This window comes from Paenibacillus sp. PSB04, assembly GCF_025809195.1.
Taxonomy (GTDB): Bacteria; Bacillota; Bacilli; order Paenibacillales; family Paenibacillaceae; genus Paenibacillus_AQ; species Paenibacillus_AQ favisporus.
On the sequence record NZ_CP081301.1, the window covers coordinates 394,562 to 412,196 of the forward strand.

Here is a 17,635-nt window from a genome sequence, read left to right on the forward strand (position 1 = left end):
AATGGCTCTGTTGCGCGCCTCTTCACTTTGACGTTTACTCTTCTTCAAAAGCCCGTTTATTCTCCGAACGATCGTCGATCGTCACGGTCACCGGCGAATACTCGGCCGTCACGACCTGCCCATGAACGGACACGCTGCCTTCCGGCGAGATGTCCTTCTCAGTCATGATGCCGAGCGCGATCGTAAACTCGTTGAACTTGATCGGGATGTTCTTCTCCCGGCGGATTTCCGTGCCGTTCAAATAGAACACTGCTTCGTCATTTCCGCGGTCATACGTAATTTTGTAGGTGTTGAATTCACGTGGCTTAAAGTTGGTGTCTTCTTTAAAGATGCAGAAATACCGGGTCTTGTCCGATGGCGGAACCTCTACCCCTGGGAAAGGAAGAACAGCGTATACGCTGGCATATTTGTCGTTGCCGGCAAAGAAATCCAGCGCCGCTCCGGTCGTGAAATCCAGCAGGTTAAGCGATACGTAGCCGTCGTACAGATCGTTCGGCACGGTATTGACCGAGCGGGCGCGGATCTGCAGTTCGAAGTCGACCACTCCGTGCTCCGGTACTTTGACTGTTTCCACTGAATAATACATATGCTTCGCGTTGTCCAAAATTTGAATTTGGTCGTTTTGCCGGCTCAATGGAGCACGGACGTACAGAATGCCGTTGCGGACAATGACTACTGCATCAGGCTCCCGGTATTCCCAGAACGTACCGTCCGGCAGCGGAAAGCCGCCGATTTTCCAGACCTCGCCCTCCGACAGAATCGTATGAAAATCCCCAAAAACGCGTTGTTGTACCATATAGCATCGAACTTCCTTTCTCGCTTAAGTCAATATGGCCGTAAGGTCAGATCAAGCCTTGTATCAGCAAACATATAATCATAATGATCCCGCTCCGCTGGGTCGATTTCACCGAAGCTCCCATCAGCGGAATATAGGCATGGCTGTTATTATGAGACTTCAGCTTGCCGTACACCTGGTACAGCGGAATCATGCCCGGCAGGGCCAGCAGTCCGTACACCGGAAGCGCCCCGGCAATGACGCTGACCACGAGCATCAGCGCGGACAGAAACAGCAGGAACCGGGAGAAGCCAAGCGCTCTTTGCTCGCCCCACACGACGACCAGCGTGCGTTTGCCGGCCTGGCGGTCCGCCTGCCAGTGTAAAAAGTGATGGTTGAACAGAATCAGCGTAGTTAACAGGCCGATCGGCAGGGACAGGAGCAGCGCCCGCAGATCCAAATGCGAGGTTTGCACATAATAGGCCCCCATGACCGGGAGAACGCCGAACGAGAGCAGGATTGCGACTTCCGAGTAGCCTTTGCCCCGGTATCCGAACTTCAGTGGCGGCGCCACATAGAAGTATGCGATCAAGCCGCCGAGTGCGCCGAAAATGAAAGCCCACGGCCCTGAGAATACGGCCAATATAATTCCGCAAGCCGCGGCAACGCCAAACAGCGCCCAAGTGACCGCCGCAAACTTGCGAATGCTCCATACGCCGCCCGTCAAAAAGCCCGAGTTCGTGGAGACCGCATCCACGGCCTCTTTGGCAGCCGTATCGGTCCCGCTCTTGTAATCCCACAGGTCGTTCACCATGTTGGAGAACAGGTGGGCCGACGCCGCGCCGACGAGCGTAATCAGAAACAGCCAGACGTTAAAAACGCCGTTCCATACAAAAGCCCCCAACGCTCCCAGCGCGACCGGAATCAGCATGACCGGTACAACTCCGAAGCGTGAGGCTTTCATGAACTGTTTGAGCATGCACCATGCTCCCTTCCTTATAATGTGCCCATGAAAAATGGGTTCGTATAATTTTCGGGCGAAAACGCCGTATTGCCAAACAAATGATATTTTTCACAAACTTTCCCATGATGGATATCGTTAACGACATACAGGAAAGCAGGTTTGTATCATCCTTCACAAGGATATCACACTTTCGCGGATGTTGTCATCGGAATGTATAAATCAGGAAGATTCCACGCGATGTCAAGTTCCAGACCAAGCCAAAAAAGCCACGGCCCTCTTTCCCGCTGCCCTTCGAATGAAGAAGGGAGCGTTCCGGTTGTGCCGTGGCTTGTTTCTGATTGACGAGAATCAACTGGCAGATTGTCTTAGAAGCGCCTGCCTGGATCCGCAGTCCGTACCGACCTGCCTGACCTAATTCCTATTGCTCTGTGCTGACCTGCCACGTGATGCCGAACTTGTCCCGGACCATGCCGAAGGCCGGGCTCCAGAACGTCTTCTGCAGTTCCATCAGCACCTGTCCCCCATCCGACAATCCGGCGAAGACCGATTGGAGACGCTCGCTGTCATTTGATGTAATGGCGATGCTCAACTGATCCCCAAGCTGATAAGGATTTCCCGGAAACGTATCGGAGAAGAGCAGCGTGTTGCCGTCAAATTCAAGTGCGGCGTGCAGTACGCGATCTTTGGCTTCATCCGGCAGCGGATGATCCGGATCCGGCATATCGCTGAAGCGGGACAATCCCAGGTTTTTGGCCTGCAGCACTTTTTCATAAAACGCAACGGCCTCGGCACAATTGCCATTCATTACAATGTAAGGCGATATCTTTACACTCATTCGGGTAGTCCTCCTTTATCATATGGGACATGCACAATCCATTATATCCCACGCCTCTGCGATTGATAAGGACATGCCGAAAAATGATGCTCTAACACCGCCTACGAGCAGCCATCCTCTTCAATCACCCGGCGGCCCTTAATATACAGCCGATTCCAATACGGATCCGAAAGCTCCGTGACCACGACGCCGCCCGCTTTGCAGGAATGAAGGAACCGGCCGCCGCCAAGATAAATGCCGACATGGCCGATTCGTTCCAGCCCTTTTTTATGCGTCCGGGAGTGGACGGAAAAGAACAGCAGATCGCCCCGCTGCAGGTTCTTTCTGGCCACGTCATATCCCAGAAGGCTTTGCTGTCTGGACGTACGCGGCAGCAGCAGACCGTTTCTGGCAAAAATAAATTGCATGAACGAGCTGCAATCGAACGCGTCGATGGACCAGGGCACCGCTCCGAACCGGTATGGAGTCCGGTAGAATGCCATGCCGTCCTGGATGATCTGTTCGATGAGCTCCGCTCTGGAGCATCCGGACGTATCCCGTGACCATGGAGGTGCCGCCGGAATAACCACAGCTTGCGTGTGAGCCAGATAAGCCGCGTATTGGAACGGCACCCGGATGCTTTTCAAATAGAGTTCGAGGTCACGCCCCGTTCGCATGAACGGCTTGCCCGGCTTATGGTTCACTTCCAGAATATAGAGGGACCGGTCTTCGCCTATGGCCAAGTCGACGCCCAATTCGGCAAAGCTCCGGTTGTAGTATAGCTCCAGCTGCTCCGCTACCCGCCGGGACAGGTCCCTTATCTGTTCGTACAGCCTCTTCGCTTCCTCCTCCCCAAATCTTTTGGCTAAAAAGGGATACCCCTCCAACGTTTGTCCGCCGTGCTCCGGATGTGTCGTCAGACGGCTTGTCTGTCCTACATGGACGACGAGCCCGGTAAAGCTCCAGCTGCCCAGCCCATCTTTCTGAATCAGCGCACGGCAGTCCCAGGGGCTTCGGCTGTTCACGCGCAAATCGAGCGCCGGCTGCATCATATAACCTTTGGCGGCCAGCTGATCTAAATATCTCCCTACCGATTCCACCTTGATGCCGCGGCATACGCCCCCGTCTTCCTCAATAATCAGCATGTCCTTGCGAAGACTGATCCGTTTGATCCCGGTACCCGATTCTCCGCTGACCGGTTTCAGCATGAGTGCTTTGTGCTGCTCCAGCATGGAAATCCCGTCGGCCGCCCGAATCAGCAGCTCCGTCTCCACCAAATGCTCCGCGATTTCCGGAGACGCCTTCAGTCCCTGATAGACAACCCACTTATTGCCAAGCCAGTCCCCAAGAAAGGGCAGCCGGCTGAAGGATTTGATTTCTTCCGCTTGCTGGTAACCGCGGATCGTCCTGTAATGGCCTATATCATAAATGAGATCCGGAAATCCCTGTACCGTACGCACCCATTTATGCTTTTGATAAGTGTAACCGGTAATTTTTCGCCGGGCCAGGTTCACATCTTCAGGCGCAAAAAGAATCAACCGTTTGAAACCTGCCTCATTCGCTGCCTCAACGTAAGGAAGAAAATGGGACCTTCCGGCCGTCTTGGCAGACATTAGGCCGAGCGTGGTGTTCATACCCATCCCCTGCCTGGGTTTCCGATGCCAAAAGTACGGGTCATCACTTCTGTATCATCCTCCTGGGGGTTTTCAATTCAACTCGTTCGTAACCAGCGTATGCCTTGGAGGGGATGGAAGTGCTTATCCCCTCCTTAACGGCAAGAAGGGACGTCCGCTCCATAAGCGTCGTCCCTTTCTTTCAGGTGATAGCATTATTGTATGAATTGCCGTTCTCTCAGCCAGGTCGCGCACAGGTCCGGCCATGCCTTGACGGCCTCTTCTTCCTCCGCGAGCCCAAGTCCGTGGCGTCCGGCCTCGAACACGTGCAGCGCATAAGGAATCTTCTCGCGGCTTAAAGCGAGGGCGAAGAGCAGGCTGTTCTCCGCAGGAACGGCCCCGTCATCAGCCGTATGCCAAATAAAGGCCGGCGGCGTATCCGGCGTGACCCGCGTCTCGTTGGACAAATATTGGACCAGTTCCGCGTCCGGCTCTTCCCCGAGGAGCGAATACTTGCTGCCTTCGTGGGTATATGGCCCAAAGCTGATAACCGGATAGCACAGCACCTGCAGGTCGGGACGGCTGCTCTCGCGCTCGACCGGATCTTCCGCATCCGCCTGGCCTGCATCAAAATGGGTACCAGCGGTGGACGCCAAGTGCCCACCGGCGGAAAAGCCCAAAATGCCTACCCGCGCCGGATCGATGTTCCAATCCCCCGCGAGGCTCCGCACCGTGCGGATCGCCCGCTGGGCGTCTCCCAGCGGAACCGGGTGGCGGTTCGGCGACACGCGGTAGTTCAGGACCACCGCCGACACCCCGATGCTGTTCAGCCACAAGGCGATCGGTTCGCCTTCATGGTCTGCGCGCATGACATATCCTCCTCCCGGGCATACCACCATCATCGGGAAAGGGCCCTCTCCTTCAAGCAGGTAAGGCGTAATGCTGGGGCAGCCCTCGTTCTCCGGCCCGCTTTGTCCCAGCGGAACATCCTCCCATAGTGGTATGCGCTGCTTGCTGTCAGGCAGTCTGCTTGCTGCTGTGCTCATTCGATCGTCCCCTTGTCATATGGTTTTGTCCACCATTTTACAATGGGAGCACACATAATTAAAGGGCTTACACTCAACTTGGCCGAAAAGTTAGCGCGAACCCCCCTGATCCTTCAGCTGCTTGATATACAATCTGCCAACGACGCTCCGTGCTGAAAACTCATCTGCCGGTCGGTTCGGTATCGTGCCAGTCGGTCATCGGAACGCGGTCCGGCAACTCGTGATATGCAATCCATAGCGGAGCTGCAAGCTTCGGCTGCGTACATGAAACCGAAGGGAATTGCTCATAATGTAACGGTACTGCCCTACCTAAAACTAAGGAGAGAATGAAATCGATGGGTATTCTCGACGGAAATCCGAAACACCAGCCGATGCATTATGGCGAAGTCTTCAATTTATGGGAAGTTTCCATGATGGCCAAAGGACTCGTTTCCTGCTATCAGGTATATCTGAACCATGCCGGAGACAAAGACCTCAAACAAATTCTTGAGGACCTGATCGACCAAGCCAAGACCGAAATCAAGGAATGCGACAAGCTGCTGACCGACAACGGCGTCGTCCCGGCGCCGATTATGGCCGACAGACCGGCCGTCAATCTGGAAGACATACCGCCAGGGGCCCGCTTTATGGACCAGGAAATCGGCGCCAAGCTGGCAGCCGACACCGCTGCGGGACTGGCTGCCTGCAGCGCGATTATGGGCATGTCCATCCGCGAGGATATCGGCGCATTATTCGCCAAATACCATACGACTAAGACCGCCCTCGGCGTGCGGATTTTGCGCATGAACAAGGAAAAGGGCTGGCTCGTTCCTCCACCGCTTCACGTTGAGCGTCCGGTTGAGGAAAAAGCATAACCCAGCCCCTCTGCCGCTTACGGCGACTCCCGTTCACGTAGTTCGGAATGTACGGCAAAAAGGCTTTCCCTTCGTCCCCAATGGACGGCAGGAAAGCCTTTTTTGTGATAGATCCCGTTTGACGTTCTAATACAGTTCTGACTCCGACAAAAACGTCCGGAGACTAGGACAGCTTCACGAGATGGTATTTTTTCTTGCCTTTGCGGATGATGATGAACCGGCCTTCGATGGCATGGTCGGCGCTTACTTCAAGTTCTGTGTCGGTGACGCGCTCACCGTTCATGGAGATGGCTCCCGAATTCAGATCCTCGCGCGCTTGGCGCTTGGACGGCTCGATGCCGATCTCGACGAGCCAGTCGATGATGTTCTTGGACTCCTTCGAAGCTTCAAACGTCGGCATTTCCTTGAAGCCCTGCTCGATTTCGTCCGCGGTGAGCGACTTGATGTCGCCGCTGAAGAGCGCAGCGGTAATCTTTTTAGCCTGGGCCAGCATTTCTTCGCCATGGACGAACCGGGTCATTTCCTCGGCCAGCGTAATCTGTGCTTCGCGTTTGTGCGGCTCGGTCTGCACCTTTTCCGCCAAAGCGTCGATCGCTTCTTTGTCCAGGAAGGTGAAGTACTTCAGGTACTTGACGACGTCGCGGTCGTCGGTGTTCGCCCAGAACTGGTAGAACTCGTACGGCGTCGTTTTCTTCGGATCGAGCCAAATCGCGCCGCCGGCGGTTTTACCGAATTTCGTACCGTCCGCTTTCAGCATGAGCGGAATGGTCAGGCCGAATGCTTTCGCTTCCGGGCCTTCCTTTTTCCGGATCAGATCCAGGCCGCTCGTAATGTTGCCCCATTGGTCGGAGCCGCCGATCTGCAGTTGGACGTCCTCTTCCCGATACAGGTGCAGGAAGTCCATCGACTGCAGAATTTGGTAGGAAAATTCGGTGTACGAAATGCCGGTTTCGAGCCGGTTGGCAACGATATCCTTGGCCAGCATCGTGTTGATGCTGAAGTTTTTCCCGTAATCGCGTAGAAAATCAATGACGTTCAGCTGATGCGTCCAGTCGTAGTTATTCACCATGCGCAGCTGGTTGTCGCCTTCGGTCAGGAACAGCTTCTTCATTTGGGCGGTCAGGGCGTCCACGTTCGCCTGCACCTGTTCCATCGTCTGCAGCGTGCGTTCGGACTGGCGTCCGCTCGGATCGCCGATCGTTCCGGTGGCGCCGCCGATCAGAATGACCGGCCGGTGTCCGGCCAGCTGGAACCGTTTCAGCATCATGAACGGGATCAGGTGCCCGATGTGCATGCTGTCCCCGGTCGGGTCGACGCCGCAGTACAGGGAGATCGATTTCTCCTCCGTCAATTGGCGGAGTCCCTCCGCGTCTGTCTGTTGGTTAATGGCCTCGCGCCATTCCAGTTCGTCAATAATGTTCATTTCCTTGTCCAGCTCCTTTGCTTGTTCATGATATATGGGGCTAAAAATCGGTTATACATGGATCGAGGCGGGCTTGTTTCTCCCGGATGCAAGGATTCCTCATGAAGCCGGAAAACGCAAAAAATCGCCCCCCCGGCCTGAAACAGACCTAAGGGACGATTGTAATAACCGTGTTACCACCCACATTGCGCAGGGCCGCCTCATTCAAGGCATGCTGCACCACTCGACGGCGCATATAACGTTGGCCATTCCGCTTGGCATTACCCAAGATACTCCAGAGTGTAATTCGTCAGGACCGTGTGCTGCCGGGTCGCATCGACCCCCGGCTTTCTGAGAACAGGGACTTCCCGCTACTTCGCTCTTTCCGCGTATATTCCGAATATTCAAATGGATAAGCAAAGTATATTGATTTCCTCCGGGGTTGTCAAATGCCAGGGTTTACCGGCTTTTCACCAGCAGCTCCACGGCTTCCTTCACCATTTTTCCGGTGTCCATATTCCCGGCCGCCTGCTCCGCCAAAATGCACTGCTGCAGATTCTCTGCAACGATCTGGGCGATCGCTTTATCCGAGGCGTTGCGCACAGCGGACAATTGGGAGACGACCTCCTTGCATGATTTTCCTTCATCCATGAGGCGCAGCACGCCACGGATCTGCCCTTCGATGCGGCGCAGACGTGTTTTCATTTCATCCGTGTAATTGTAATCCATATCAGGATCCCACCTTTTCTAACGATATACCGGTATGGGTATATTATAGAGCAAAAAAAACAAAACTACACGGGTACGGATCCCGCTGCCGCACTGAAATTTATTCCACCCGATCTTTCTCACAGCAGGGACGCCCATATTTTCACAGCTGTGAAGGCGATTAACACTACCAGCGCATACCGTAAAAATGTCACGTTCATCCTGGAGCTGATTCTCGATCCGAGCGGAGCCCCGATCAGGCTGCCAAGGACGGTAAAGACGGTCGGTCCGAGCGGAATGCCCCCGCCAGCGATTTTGCCGATGACCCCGCCGACCGCCGAAATCAGCACGATGGCCAGCGAGGAAGCGATCGTCGTCCGGGTTGGAATGCGCAGCACCGTCAGCATGATCGGAATCAGAATAAACGATCCGCCCGCACCCACGATGCCGGAAACAGCACCGACCAGAAAAGCCGCAATGACGGCTACGGTTTTGTTAAACGTCAGCGGTTCAGACCGGCTCTCCGTTCCCCGGTTCGGAATGAGCATGAGGACGACGGCGAGTACTGCCAAAATGCCGTAAATCACGTTGATAACCGTCCCGTCCATCGTTCCGGAGGCCAGTCCGCCGATCAGGCTGCCGGCCAGAATGCCTCCCCCCATATACATGACGAGGCCTTTGTGCACCGCCGCTCCTTTCGGATCGGGTTTCGAACGGTACGCCAGCACGCCGGCCAGTGAAGAGAAGAAAACCTGGAACATGCTGATCGCGGAAACCTCGTGCGCGGAGAACGACGGCAATCCCAGCATAGGCGGAACATACAGCAGCAAGGGAAAATTGATGATCGCCCCGCCGATGCCGAGCAGTCCGGAGAAGAACGATCCGACGAGACCCAGCAGCAGCATGACAGCGTAGAGCATCATATCCGCCATGGCGCCCTCCCTCCTTTCTCCTCCCTAAGCACCCTTAGTGAAAACAGGCTGTAGCGCATTTCGTACGCTGGTTACTTGTCATGAACCGCACAGCGGTTCGGCCCGATCTCCATCTCACGCTGCTCCTCCTCGGTCGGATGGATTTTGCCCATGTTTGCCTGCCGGATCTCCTGGTATGCATGAGGCTGCGGCGGGAGATTTTCCGTAACGGTGCGCCGGAACGATTCCTCGTCCTGAATGTTCAGCCCCGGATTGTGACGGAACAGGTCCGCCAGCCGGGCCATAACCTTCCCGTCCTCTCCAAGCTCGGAGATTTTGCCGAAATGCGCCGGCAAGACGATCAAGTCCTCGGACAGCCCTTTGTACCGGTTATACAGCGTGCTCCGCAAGTCGTCCACCCAATCCTCCGCCTGTCCCGCCAGGTCTGGACGGCCGATGGATTCGACGAATAAAATATCGCCGGTCAGCAGATACTTCCCATCGATAATCAACGACGTGCTTCCAATCGTATGCCCAGGGGAATACACCGGCTCGATTGCGATAGTGGTGCTTCCCACGATAATTTCCCGGCCTTCCTCCAGACGCTCATAGGAGAAGGTAATCTCCTCCGCATCTTTCGGCGGCAGCCAGTAGGCCGCTCCGGTGCGTTCGGCTAACGCTTTTCCGCCGGAAATGTGGTCGGCATGCAGATGCGTGTCCAGCGTATGCTTGATCACCGCCCCCAGTTCGCCTGCAAAGCTTTCCAGGATGCCGGTCATGCGCGGCGTATCGATAACGGCAGCTTCGCCGCCGGAAACCACCATATAAGACAGGCAGCCTTTGCCGATCCGCACGAACTGATACAGCGCACCCCCGCCGTTCAGTTCTGCGATCTGGACCGGTTCCAAATGCTCGCTCCAGGATTTCATGCCGCCTTCCAGGTAGGACACGCCGGTTCTGCCCGCTTCAGCCAGCTGTTCAGCGACGAATTGGGAGGATCCCTCCTTGGCGCACACGACGAGAACCTCTTTGCCTTCAGGCAGCCGGGCAAGGGCTTCATCAACACCGTCCAGCAGATCGAAGTACGGGATGTTGACGATTTCTACCCGCTCCCCTTCGATCTTCCAGTCGTTAAAATCACTCTCATTGCGCACGTCCAAAATCAACAGTTCTTCCTTGGCCAGAATCCGCCGTGTCAGCTCCTTGGCTGTCATGACGCCCGGATTCGTATTCACTGAAGCTGTCATATCAAAGATTCCTCCTTGTCAGAAAGATAAGGTGACGTTGGCATCCTTGGCAAAGTCGAGAAAGGTCACCGCTCCGCCGACTTCAATCCCGTCGATAAAGTCTTCCTTCGTCAAATTCATGACGTCCATCGTCATTTGGCAGCCGATCATCCGGACGCCAAGCTCCTGGGCCATCGCGACCAGTTCCGGAATGCCCGGAACGTTAGCCTTCTGGAATCCTTCGGCGAAATGCTCGCGTCCGGCCGGCAGCGGCAGCTGTTGGTGGGCCTGCTTGTGAATCAGATTCAAGCCTTCGAAAGTAAAGAAGATGGCTACCTCCGCCTCGGTGGCTGCAGCCGCCGTGGCAATGTTAAACACTTTATAGGCATCGAACAGTCCGCCGTTGCTGGCGATAATCGCTACTTTTGTACTCATGGATCATACCTCCGTAAAATATTGAATTTGGTTTTTGGTTTTGGTTCTATTGATTTTCAATCGGTCCCGTCCATGCGGACATGCCGGGCACGACGTTGCTTACATGCTGAAATCCATGCTCGGCGAGAAGATGACATGCCAGATCGCTGCGCGATCCTGTGCGGCATACCACATGAATGCTGTCTTCAGGATCCAACTCCGAAAGGCGCGCCTCCAGGTCTCCCAGCGGAATGGATACCGCCCCGGGTATGTGGCCGAATGCGTATTCAGCCGGCTCCCGCACGTCGAGAATGACTAAGTCCTCACTCGCTGCGAGCTTGCTTTGAAGCTCTTCATTGGTAGCGGTGTGCGGGTAATTCGCCGCTTCCTTCAGCTCTTCCGGCCGGGATTTGCGCAGGTAATGCTTCAGCACCTCCCCGTCTTCGAGCGTCCCCAGGTACTGGTGGCCCGTATTTTTGGCCCAGCCCTGCATGTCCGCCAAAGACCCCCGGTCCGTGGCCAATACCTCGATGACCTGCCCCGCTTCAAGCTGGTCCATTGCTTTTTTGGTTCGGACGATAGGCATCGGGCAGGACAAACCTTTGCAGTCCAAAGTGACATTTACCGATATATCCGCCATGCTTGTAAACCTCCCTTATAAAGTAAGATCCGGATGTGTGTTGCTCATTGATCGAGGTATTATACATATACCCCTATGGGTATAATTCTAGGATGGAAGCAGCGAATTGTCAAACCGCCAAATCATGGAATATTAAAACAAGCCTCCTGCAGGACGCGCCTGCTGGAAGCTTGTTTATCTTTGCATTGTTGTCCTTAGACAGCAGCTTATGAATCGCCAAAGGAACTGGAGATTCGGGTATCCGTGTTAAACAGGGGACTTCGGTTCCTCTGGTTATTCCGGTTTTGGTTCTTTTGGTTCTTTTGGTTCTTTTGGTTCTTTTGGTTCTTTTGGTTCTTTCGGTTCTTCTGGTTCTTCTGGTTCTTCTGGTTCTTCTCGTTTTTCCGCCGCTCGTCCGGCTGAGCCCTCTTCCCGGTACCGTTTTGGCGTCACGCCGGTCATTTTTTTAAACACCCTGTTGAAGTAACTCTGATCGTTAAAGTTCAACCATGAGCAGATGTCCGAAACCTTGTATTTCGTCAGCATCAGCAGCTTTTTCGCCTCGTCAATTCTTTCGCGCTGGATATATTCACTGATGGAGATGCCTACTTTTTTCTTGAACAGGCTGGATAAGTAGTTGGGACTCAAATAGGTCAGCTTCGCCAGCTGTTCGAGTGTAATGTCGTCGTAGAGGTGGTCGGAAATATAGTGCTGGCAGGCCGTAATCGTCGACGAATACTGCTGCTCCTTAACCTTGGACACCCGTTCCGTAAACGCGAAAACTACCTCGGTCATCACCTTGGATATCGCCTGCAGGCTTTCCTGCTCCTCCAGCTGCTGAATATAGTAATCGCTCAGCGTAAAGGCCGTCTCCTCGTTCAGCCCGCCTTCGATCGCCGCCCGGCAAATCAGGGCCACGCCGGTGATCATCAGGTTTTTCTCGCTGCGGATCCGGCTGCGCCTGGACAGCTTGCCTAGCTCGTCTTCGCCGATCAGCGAATAACGGACGACGTCCTGGACTTTATCGGTGCGTCCCTTGCGGACATAGTCCAGCAGCACCCGCTCATGCGAAAGGTTCGTATGGGAAATCAGGTTCATCCGTTCCCGCGAAATCTCCAGATCCGGCGCATGCGGCTGCTGATTCTCCGGTGGATGCTCGCCGCTGGTCTCAACGATCTGTGCCGGGTCCAACTGTTCCTGGTAGAGCAGGCTGTAAACCAACAGGCTCATGGAACGAAAACGCTCCGGACCAATAACGGGCAGGGATTGGTAAAACTCAATCAGCACCCGGACGTTGGAAAATTCGTGCATCAGCTCCGTGATGTAATCGATTTGCGTTTCGTCCAGCCCGGCGTCGAGACAGGGTCCGACCACGATTTGCCCCAAGGCTGCTTCTTCATGCTGCAGGCCGATTCGAAATAACTGCAGCCTGTTGATGGAAAAAAAGGACGGAATCTTCTTCTGCCCGCCGTTTACCGCATGTTCCCTGATCTGTTCCAGAAGCGGAACATAATACGGGCTCTGGCGGATGCTCGCAGCGGGACTTTCATATTCAAATTGGCCGCGGGTGTTGACGTAAAATACAGACACGCCATGGGCCTCATGCAGATGGTGGCACATGTATTTGATTTCTTCCAATGCGAACCGCATGACGCCCCCCCTTTTGCCGGCATAAATGATAACGGTTTCTTTACATTAAAATAATACAATTAAGCGTAGAAAAGTACAATAATTGCCGATCAAACCCTCGTACAATGGTCAATGAACAGATCATGATCAACGATTAGGGGGAATGTACGATGGAATTGGAGAATAAAATCGTGCTGGTCACCGGCGCCGGAAGCGGCATCGGCAGAGCCAGCAGTTTAAAAATGGCCGCTAACGGGGCCAAAGTCGTGCTTGTCGATTTTAACCGCGAAACCGGCGAAGAAACGCTGCGGATGGTCCAGGACCAGGGCGGCGAAGGCATTTTCGTTCAGGCAGACGTATCCAAGAGCGAAGACGTGCAGCGCTATGTCAATGCCGCCGTGGACACCTATGGCCGGATCGATGCCTTTTTCAACAATGCCGGCATCATCCAGAAATTTTCACTGCTGGCCGACGTGGAAGAAGCGGAATTCGACCGCCTCGTTGCCGTTAACATGAAGGGTGCCTTCCTGGGGCTAAAATATGTGCTCAAAGTGATGGAGAAGCAGGGCAGCGGCTCGATCATCAATACGGCGTCGACCGCCGGCATCCGCAGCGAGCACAGCGTGTCCGTATACTCGGCAACCAAGCATGCCGTGATCGGATTGACGAAGTCGGCAGCCATGGAATACGTGAAAAAAGGCATTCGGGTCAACGCCATCTGCCCTGGCGGCGTGCAGACCTCGCTGACTCAAAGCGTGGAAGAACAGTTCAAAGCGGGCGGCTATATGCCCGAAGAAGTCAGCAACATGCGGATCGGCCGCTACGCGCAGCCGGAGGAATTGGCCGAAATGGTCTCCTTCCTTGCCTCCGACCGGTCAAGCTATATGGTTGGCTCCATAGTCCTTGTGGACGGCGGCCTGACACTGTAAGCTGCTTAGATTACGAAGAAAACCCTCTCTGGAATCAGAGAGGGTTTTTGTCATTCTCAAATACTGAACACACCTGCCAAACACAGCAGTCCACCGAAGATCATAAGAATCATGCCGGCAAAGCGAAGGTACCATCGCCGATCCTCGCTAAGCTCCGCATCCCAATCCTCGCTGAATCTTCGAAACCACCACGACTCCGGCTTTTTTCTGGCAAACCAGCCAATCGCAGCAAGCACGATTCCTATGATCAGCACCGGCATATGTATCGACTCCTTTATGGATAGAACGGGATCACGCAGCCGTCGTTCCGGGATAAGCAAGTCAACTGAGCAATTTGATAAGTAACCGAGGGAGATACAGCAGCACATCCAAAAACTGGATCTATCCGCATAACGTTCGATTGGATTGTATCTCATATTTTTCATAGGGCCACTCCTTTTAAATCAATGGCTGCCTGCCTACGGAGCAAATGACACATGCCGGATGATGTAACGCACCACAAAGAAACTGATGATAAACAGCGCCGCCAACCCGAGCAGAAAAAAAATCAGGATCTTATCCCCTAAGGAAAAACGCTTCATTGGATCCACCTCGCAACTTTTCCTTAATTATACAGGAAAGTGGGCTGTATGTTAATTTTTGTTGCCATAAAAACGGCTGAGTGAAAAAACAACATAGTTGAATCCTATATAAAGAAAAAGGCCCCACCTTTGGGAACCTTTAATTGATATCAGACGCCAGTTCTATATTATATGAATGACCCTCGTTTTACCGATGCTGCTCCCGAATCGCCCGTACGATCCGATCCGCCCGTTGATCTTCTTTGTATGAATGAACCACAAGCATCGCATGAATGACGCCCGGAATGTAGCCGATACATGTAAGGATGATGCTTAAGATGAACTGTCCCAATTTACCGCAGCTCAGAACGGCCAGCGGCGGAAGAAAGCATAATAAATAACGCATTGGCGTTAACCTCATTTCTGTTTGAATGATCTATAATACGCCGCCGCGGTATCTTCGTTTCATTTTGTGCCGCACTCATTTTTTGGGTAATAAAAAGAAAACGGAGATGAAGTAAGGAGGACATGACATGTGCGGACGGTATACATTGGCCGTTGAAGCAGAGGATCTCATCCAGCCATTTGACATCGATGATGTCCAGTATGAAATAACACCACGGTATAATATAGCCCCGACCCAAACGGTTGCCGGCGTTCGAAGCGATCACGGAAAGCGGATCTTGCAGGGGTTTCACTGGGGGCTGCTTCCGTTCTGGGCCAAGACGAAAAAGATGGCCTACCGTACGTTTAATGCCCGTGCGGAGTCGATTGACAGCAAGCCGGCATTTCGGTCAGCTTTTCCTGAGAAACGAATGGCCGTGTTGGCAGACGGATTCTACGAATGGACTCATGAAGGCGAGCATAAGCAGCCCTACCGGTTCCGGGTGAAATCGAGTGAGGTGTTTGCTTTTGCCGGCCTGTACGATGATTGGAAAAGCCCGGAGGGCGAGATAATCACGAGCTGCACGATCATAACGACAAAACCGAATTCCCTTACGAAGAAGGTGCACGACCGTATGCCCGTTATTCTTGGTGAGGAAGAACTGAACATCTGGCTGGATCCCGGCGTGTCCGATAAGGACTTGCTGCAGGGGCTGCTGCGGCCTTACGAAGCAGAGGACATGTACTCCTATCCCGTGTCGAGATCGGTCGGAAATGTACGGAACGAAGGTGAAGAATTGATCGAGAAAATCGCCCTGAATTCCAAATAAAAATGCAAAGAGGACCTCCGGGTCATCCGTTAGTCCTCGTCTGATCAAGAAACAACAAACTGAACGACAACCGGGATACCGGGGTCCAACACATCGCCTCCAGGAATGGTAAGCGTCGTTGTTGTTACTGACGAAACGTCGGCCGTCTGCATCAAACCGTTCAAATAAAGGTTGTAGTAGTTGAACGTCCCCGGAAATGCCGTAGCAGCCACTCCAGCGTCATTGGTGAAGGCCGTTGCGGCTATAGTGAAGGTCGCTCCGGTTCCGGTACCTGCACCAATGGTCGAAGTGAATCTCACGCTGTTCTGATATGGGGTTACGATGGGCATTTTCTCTCCTCCCTTCTTGGTTGAGGAACATATAGGTTTTCACACAAAAATCTTTGAAAACCATCGGATCCTCTACCCTATTAAATGCAAGAAGGATAGGATTGGCTTGGGAGAAAATACGAAAAGATGCTAGACTGTAATATTCGCCGTTAACTGCACCGTTTCCAAAACGATGGGAGTCCCCGCATATATCGTCGTGTTTTGCGGTGGAAAATATAGTTCCGACGGATTGATGCTGTACGAATTCCCCGGCTGGATGATTCCATTGATATAGAGATTGCTGAAACTATTGGGACCAAGCGTCGAAAAATCGGCAACCGGATCGCCTTCATCATTCGTGAATTGGCTCGCCGCAACCGCGGCCGACTCCGTTAAATCCAGATCGGTCTCCGGCTCATAAAAATAACGGGCGGCTGTCGGCAGCACAGTTACTCCTGGTATAACGACGGGCCCCGGCGGGCCCTGCGGACCTTCGGGTCCTTCTGGACCAGCCGGCCCTTGAATGCCCGGTGCTCCTGGTGCCCCTTGCATCCCTGATGCTCCTTGAGGGCCAGGGCCACCCGGTTGTCCGGGGAGACCCTGTACGCCTTGCGGCCCCTCCGGCCCGCGCGGACCTGACGTCCCGGGAGGGCCCTGCACCCCCTGTAGACCTTGCGGTCCGGGAATCCCGGGTAGTCCTGCCGTACCATCCGTCCCCCGTTCCCCCTGAGGACCATGATCGCCCTGCATCCCGGTCAATAGCGCGAGCTCTGCTTTAATTTGTGCCTTGGCTTCCTCGATTGCCGCTTGTAAGGCATGCTGATCCATCAAATGTCGGATCTTCCGTTTTCTTTTAGGGTTCACCTTTTTGCAAACGACGGCCCTTTTGATTCTTTTCGCGCCGATGCATTTTATTTTCTTCTTTACATATGTGCGCTTCGTTCTTCCTCCTTTTCCCATTTGCGGCACCCTTCCCTTAAAAAATTAGGAATATGTGTATATGACATAAGTATATGTCCAATGCACATCATGGGAGTGGACTATTCGCCTTCTTCGGTGTTACCTCTCTCTCTCTCATTCCCTGCCACCTTTTCCCCTGCGGTAAAGATAGGCCCAGCTGGTCCACCGTCCGGACCACGATATGCATGATCAGGTCCTCAATGGCCACCGGATGGTTATAAAAGGCTGGCACGGGAGGCATAATCGTCGTGCCCATGCGGGACAGCGCCAGCATATGCTCCAGATGGATATCGTTCAGCGGCGTTTCGCGCGTAAGCAGGATCAATTTTTTTCGTTCCTTCAAAATGACGTCGGCTGCCCGGGTGAGCAAGTTGTCGCTTAATCCCATGCGGATGGAGGCGAGCGTCTTCATGCTGCAGGGCGCTACGATCATGCCGTCCATCTGGAATGATCCGCTTGAAATAGCTGCTCCCAAATCTTTGTAACCGTACACTTGATCTGCAAGTTTCTCGACTTCTTTGACCGTGTAGGGGGTTTCATACCGGATATTTGCAGCTGCCCATGGAGAGACTACGGCATGCGTTTCGACGCCCGCCTCCTTTAACGCTTGAAGCAGCCTGATGCCGAATATCGCGCCCGTCGCTCCGGACATGCCCACGATGATTTTCATAAGCCCTCTCTCCTTCGCA

At 53.8% G+C, this 17,635-nt stretch carries 21 protein-coding genes; 3 read left to right on the forward strand and 18 right to left on the reverse strand.

Features of this window, described 5'->3' with window-relative positions; translation table 11 throughout:
* Window positions 1-34: 34 nt before the first annotated feature.
* From K2F33_RS02045 to K2F33_RS02065, 5 genes are all read right to left on the reverse strand, one after another.
* On the reverse strand, window positions 35-796 hold the full coding sequence (locus K2F33_RS02045) for a DUF6081 family protein (RefSeq protein ID WP_263880886.1): 762 nt from the start codon (window positions 794-796) through the stop codon (window positions 35-37).
* A 46-nt stretch (window positions 797-842) separates the two neighbouring features.
* Entirely contained in the window at window positions 843-1,754 is a 912-nt protein-coding gene (locus K2F33_RS02050; RefSeq protein WP_076174866.1) for a prenyltransferase, read from the reverse strand.
* Between the two features lie 403 nt (window positions 1,755-2,157).
* Complete coding sequence (locus tag K2F33_RS02055) at window positions 2,158-2,574, reverse strand: VOC family protein (protein WP_089549965.1); 417 nt, start codon at window positions 2,572-2,574, stop codon at window positions 2,158-2,160.
* A gap of 101 nt (window positions 2,575-2,675) precedes the next feature.
* Entirely contained in the window at window positions 2,676-4,187 is a 1,512-nt protein-coding gene (locus tag K2F33_RS02060) for a YheC/YheD family protein (protein ID WP_263880887.1), read from the reverse strand.
* 194 nt (window positions 4,188-4,381) lie between these two features.
* Window positions 4,382-5,212 (reverse strand): alpha/beta hydrolase, encoded by an 831-nt coding sequence (locus K2F33_RS02065; protein ID WP_263880888.1) that lies wholly within the window; start codon window positions 5,210-5,212, stop codon window positions 4,382-4,384.
* Window positions 5,213-5,547: 335 nt separating this feature from the next.
* Between K2F33_RS02065 and K2F33_RS02070 the strand changes: the two genes are divergently transcribed.
* On the forward strand, window positions 5,548-6,066 hold the full coding sequence (locus tag K2F33_RS02070; protein ID WP_076174875.1) for a DUF3231 family protein: 519 nt from the start codon (window positions 5,548-5,550) through the stop codon (window positions 6,064-6,066).
* Window positions 6,067-6,229: 163 nt separating this feature from the next.
* Here the strand turns inward: K2F33_RS02070 and tyrS are convergent, their stop codons facing one another.
* The 7 genes from tyrS to K2F33_RS02105 form a co-directional block, all read right to left on the reverse strand.
* Window positions 6,230-7,489, reverse strand: a complete 1,260-nt coding sequence (tyrS, locus tag K2F33_RS02075) for a tyrosine--tRNA ligase (protein ID WP_076174878.1) — start codon at window positions 7,487-7,489, stop codon at window positions 6,230-6,232.
* A 438-nt stretch (window positions 7,490-7,927) separates the two neighbouring features.
* A complete protein-coding gene (locus K2F33_RS02080; RefSeq protein ID WP_076174880.1) occupies window positions 7,928-8,197 on the reverse strand; it encodes a metal-sensitive transcriptional regulator in 270 nt (89 codons plus the stop codon).
* Between the two features lie 119 nt (window positions 8,198-8,316).
* Entirely contained in the window at window positions 8,317-9,108 is a 792-nt protein-coding gene (locus tag K2F33_RS02085; protein WP_263880889.1) for a sulfite exporter TauE/SafE family protein, read from the reverse strand.
* A gap of 71 nt (window positions 9,109-9,179) precedes the next feature.
* The gene (locus K2F33_RS02090; protein WP_263880890.1) at window positions 9,180-10,334 is read right to left on the reverse strand and encodes an MBL fold metallo-hydrolase; all 1,155 of its coding nucleotides are present in this window, start codon (window positions 10,332-10,334) and stop codon (window positions 9,180-9,182) included.
* 18 nt (window positions 10,335-10,352) lie between these two features.
* A complete protein-coding gene (locus K2F33_RS02095; RefSeq protein WP_145946671.1) occupies window positions 10,353-10,748 on the reverse strand; it encodes a DsrE/DsrF/DrsH-like family protein in 396 nt (131 codons plus the stop codon).
* Between the two features lie 46 nt (window positions 10,749-10,794).
* Window positions 10,795-11,367, reverse strand: a complete 573-nt coding sequence (locus tag K2F33_RS02100; protein ID WP_263880891.1) for a sulfurtransferase TusA family protein — start codon at window positions 11,365-11,367, stop codon at window positions 10,795-10,797.
* A 273-nt stretch (window positions 11,368-11,640) separates the two neighbouring features.
* Entirely contained in the window at window positions 11,641-12,996 is a 1,356-nt protein-coding gene (locus tag K2F33_RS02105) for a helix-turn-helix domain-containing protein (protein WP_263880892.1), read from the reverse strand.
* Window positions 12,997-13,145: 149 nt separating this feature from the next.
* Here K2F33_RS02105 and K2F33_RS02110 point away from each other — a divergent pair, with 149 nt between their 5' ends.
* Window positions 13,146-13,904 (forward strand): SDR family NAD(P)-dependent oxidoreductase, encoded by a 759-nt coding sequence (locus K2F33_RS02110; protein WP_145160783.1) that lies wholly within the window; start codon window positions 13,146-13,148, stop codon window positions 13,902-13,904.
* A 56-nt stretch (window positions 13,905-13,960) separates the two neighbouring features.
* Here K2F33_RS02110 and K2F33_RS02115 read toward each other — a convergent pair whose 3' ends face one another.
* The 3 genes from K2F33_RS02115 to K2F33_RS02125 form a co-directional block, all read right to left on the reverse strand.
* Window positions 13,961-14,164 (reverse strand): DUF6199 family natural product biosynthesis protein, encoded by a 204-nt coding sequence (locus tag K2F33_RS02115; RefSeq protein ID WP_263880893.1) that lies wholly within the window; start codon window positions 14,162-14,164, stop codon window positions 13,961-13,963.
* A gap of 198 nt (window positions 14,165-14,362) precedes the next feature.
* The gene (locus K2F33_RS02120; protein ID WP_260869427.1) at window positions 14,363-14,485 is read right to left on the reverse strand and encodes a hypothetical protein; all 123 of its coding nucleotides are present in this window, start codon (window positions 14,483-14,485) and stop codon (window positions 14,363-14,365) included.
* Window positions 14,486-14,672: 187 nt separating this feature from the next.
* Window positions 14,673-14,870 (reverse strand): YqaE/Pmp3 family membrane protein, encoded by a 198-nt coding sequence (locus K2F33_RS02125; protein ID WP_076174899.1) that lies wholly within the window; start codon window positions 14,868-14,870, stop codon window positions 14,673-14,675.
* Window positions 14,871-14,997: 127 nt separating this feature from the next.
* Between K2F33_RS02125 and K2F33_RS02130 the strand changes: the two genes are divergently transcribed.
* A complete protein-coding gene (locus K2F33_RS02130; RefSeq protein WP_263880894.1) occupies window positions 14,998-15,678 on the forward strand; it encodes an SOS response-associated peptidase in 681 nt (226 codons plus the stop codon).
* 44 nt (window positions 15,679-15,722) lie between these two features.
* On the opposite strand, the gene K2F33_RS02135 is transcribed toward K2F33_RS02130, so the two are convergent.
* The 3 genes from K2F33_RS02135 to K2F33_RS02145 form a co-directional block, all read right to left on the reverse strand.
* Entirely contained in the window at window positions 15,723-16,007 is a 285-nt protein-coding gene (locus tag K2F33_RS02135; protein ID WP_263880895.1) for a DUF4183 domain-containing protein, read from the reverse strand.
* A gap of 129 nt (window positions 16,008-16,136) precedes the next feature.
* A complete protein-coding gene (locus K2F33_RS02140) occupies window positions 16,137-16,814 on the reverse strand; it encodes a DUF4183 domain-containing protein (RefSeq protein WP_263882275.1) in 678 nt (225 codons plus the stop codon).
* 199 nt (window positions 16,815-17,013) lie between these two features.
* The gene (locus tag K2F33_RS02145) at window positions 17,014-17,616 is read right to left on the reverse strand and encodes a UbiX family flavin prenyltransferase (protein WP_263880896.1); all 603 of its coding nucleotides are present in this window, start codon (window positions 17,614-17,616) and stop codon (window positions 17,014-17,016) included.
* Window positions 17,617-17,635: the final 19 nt, after the last annotated feature.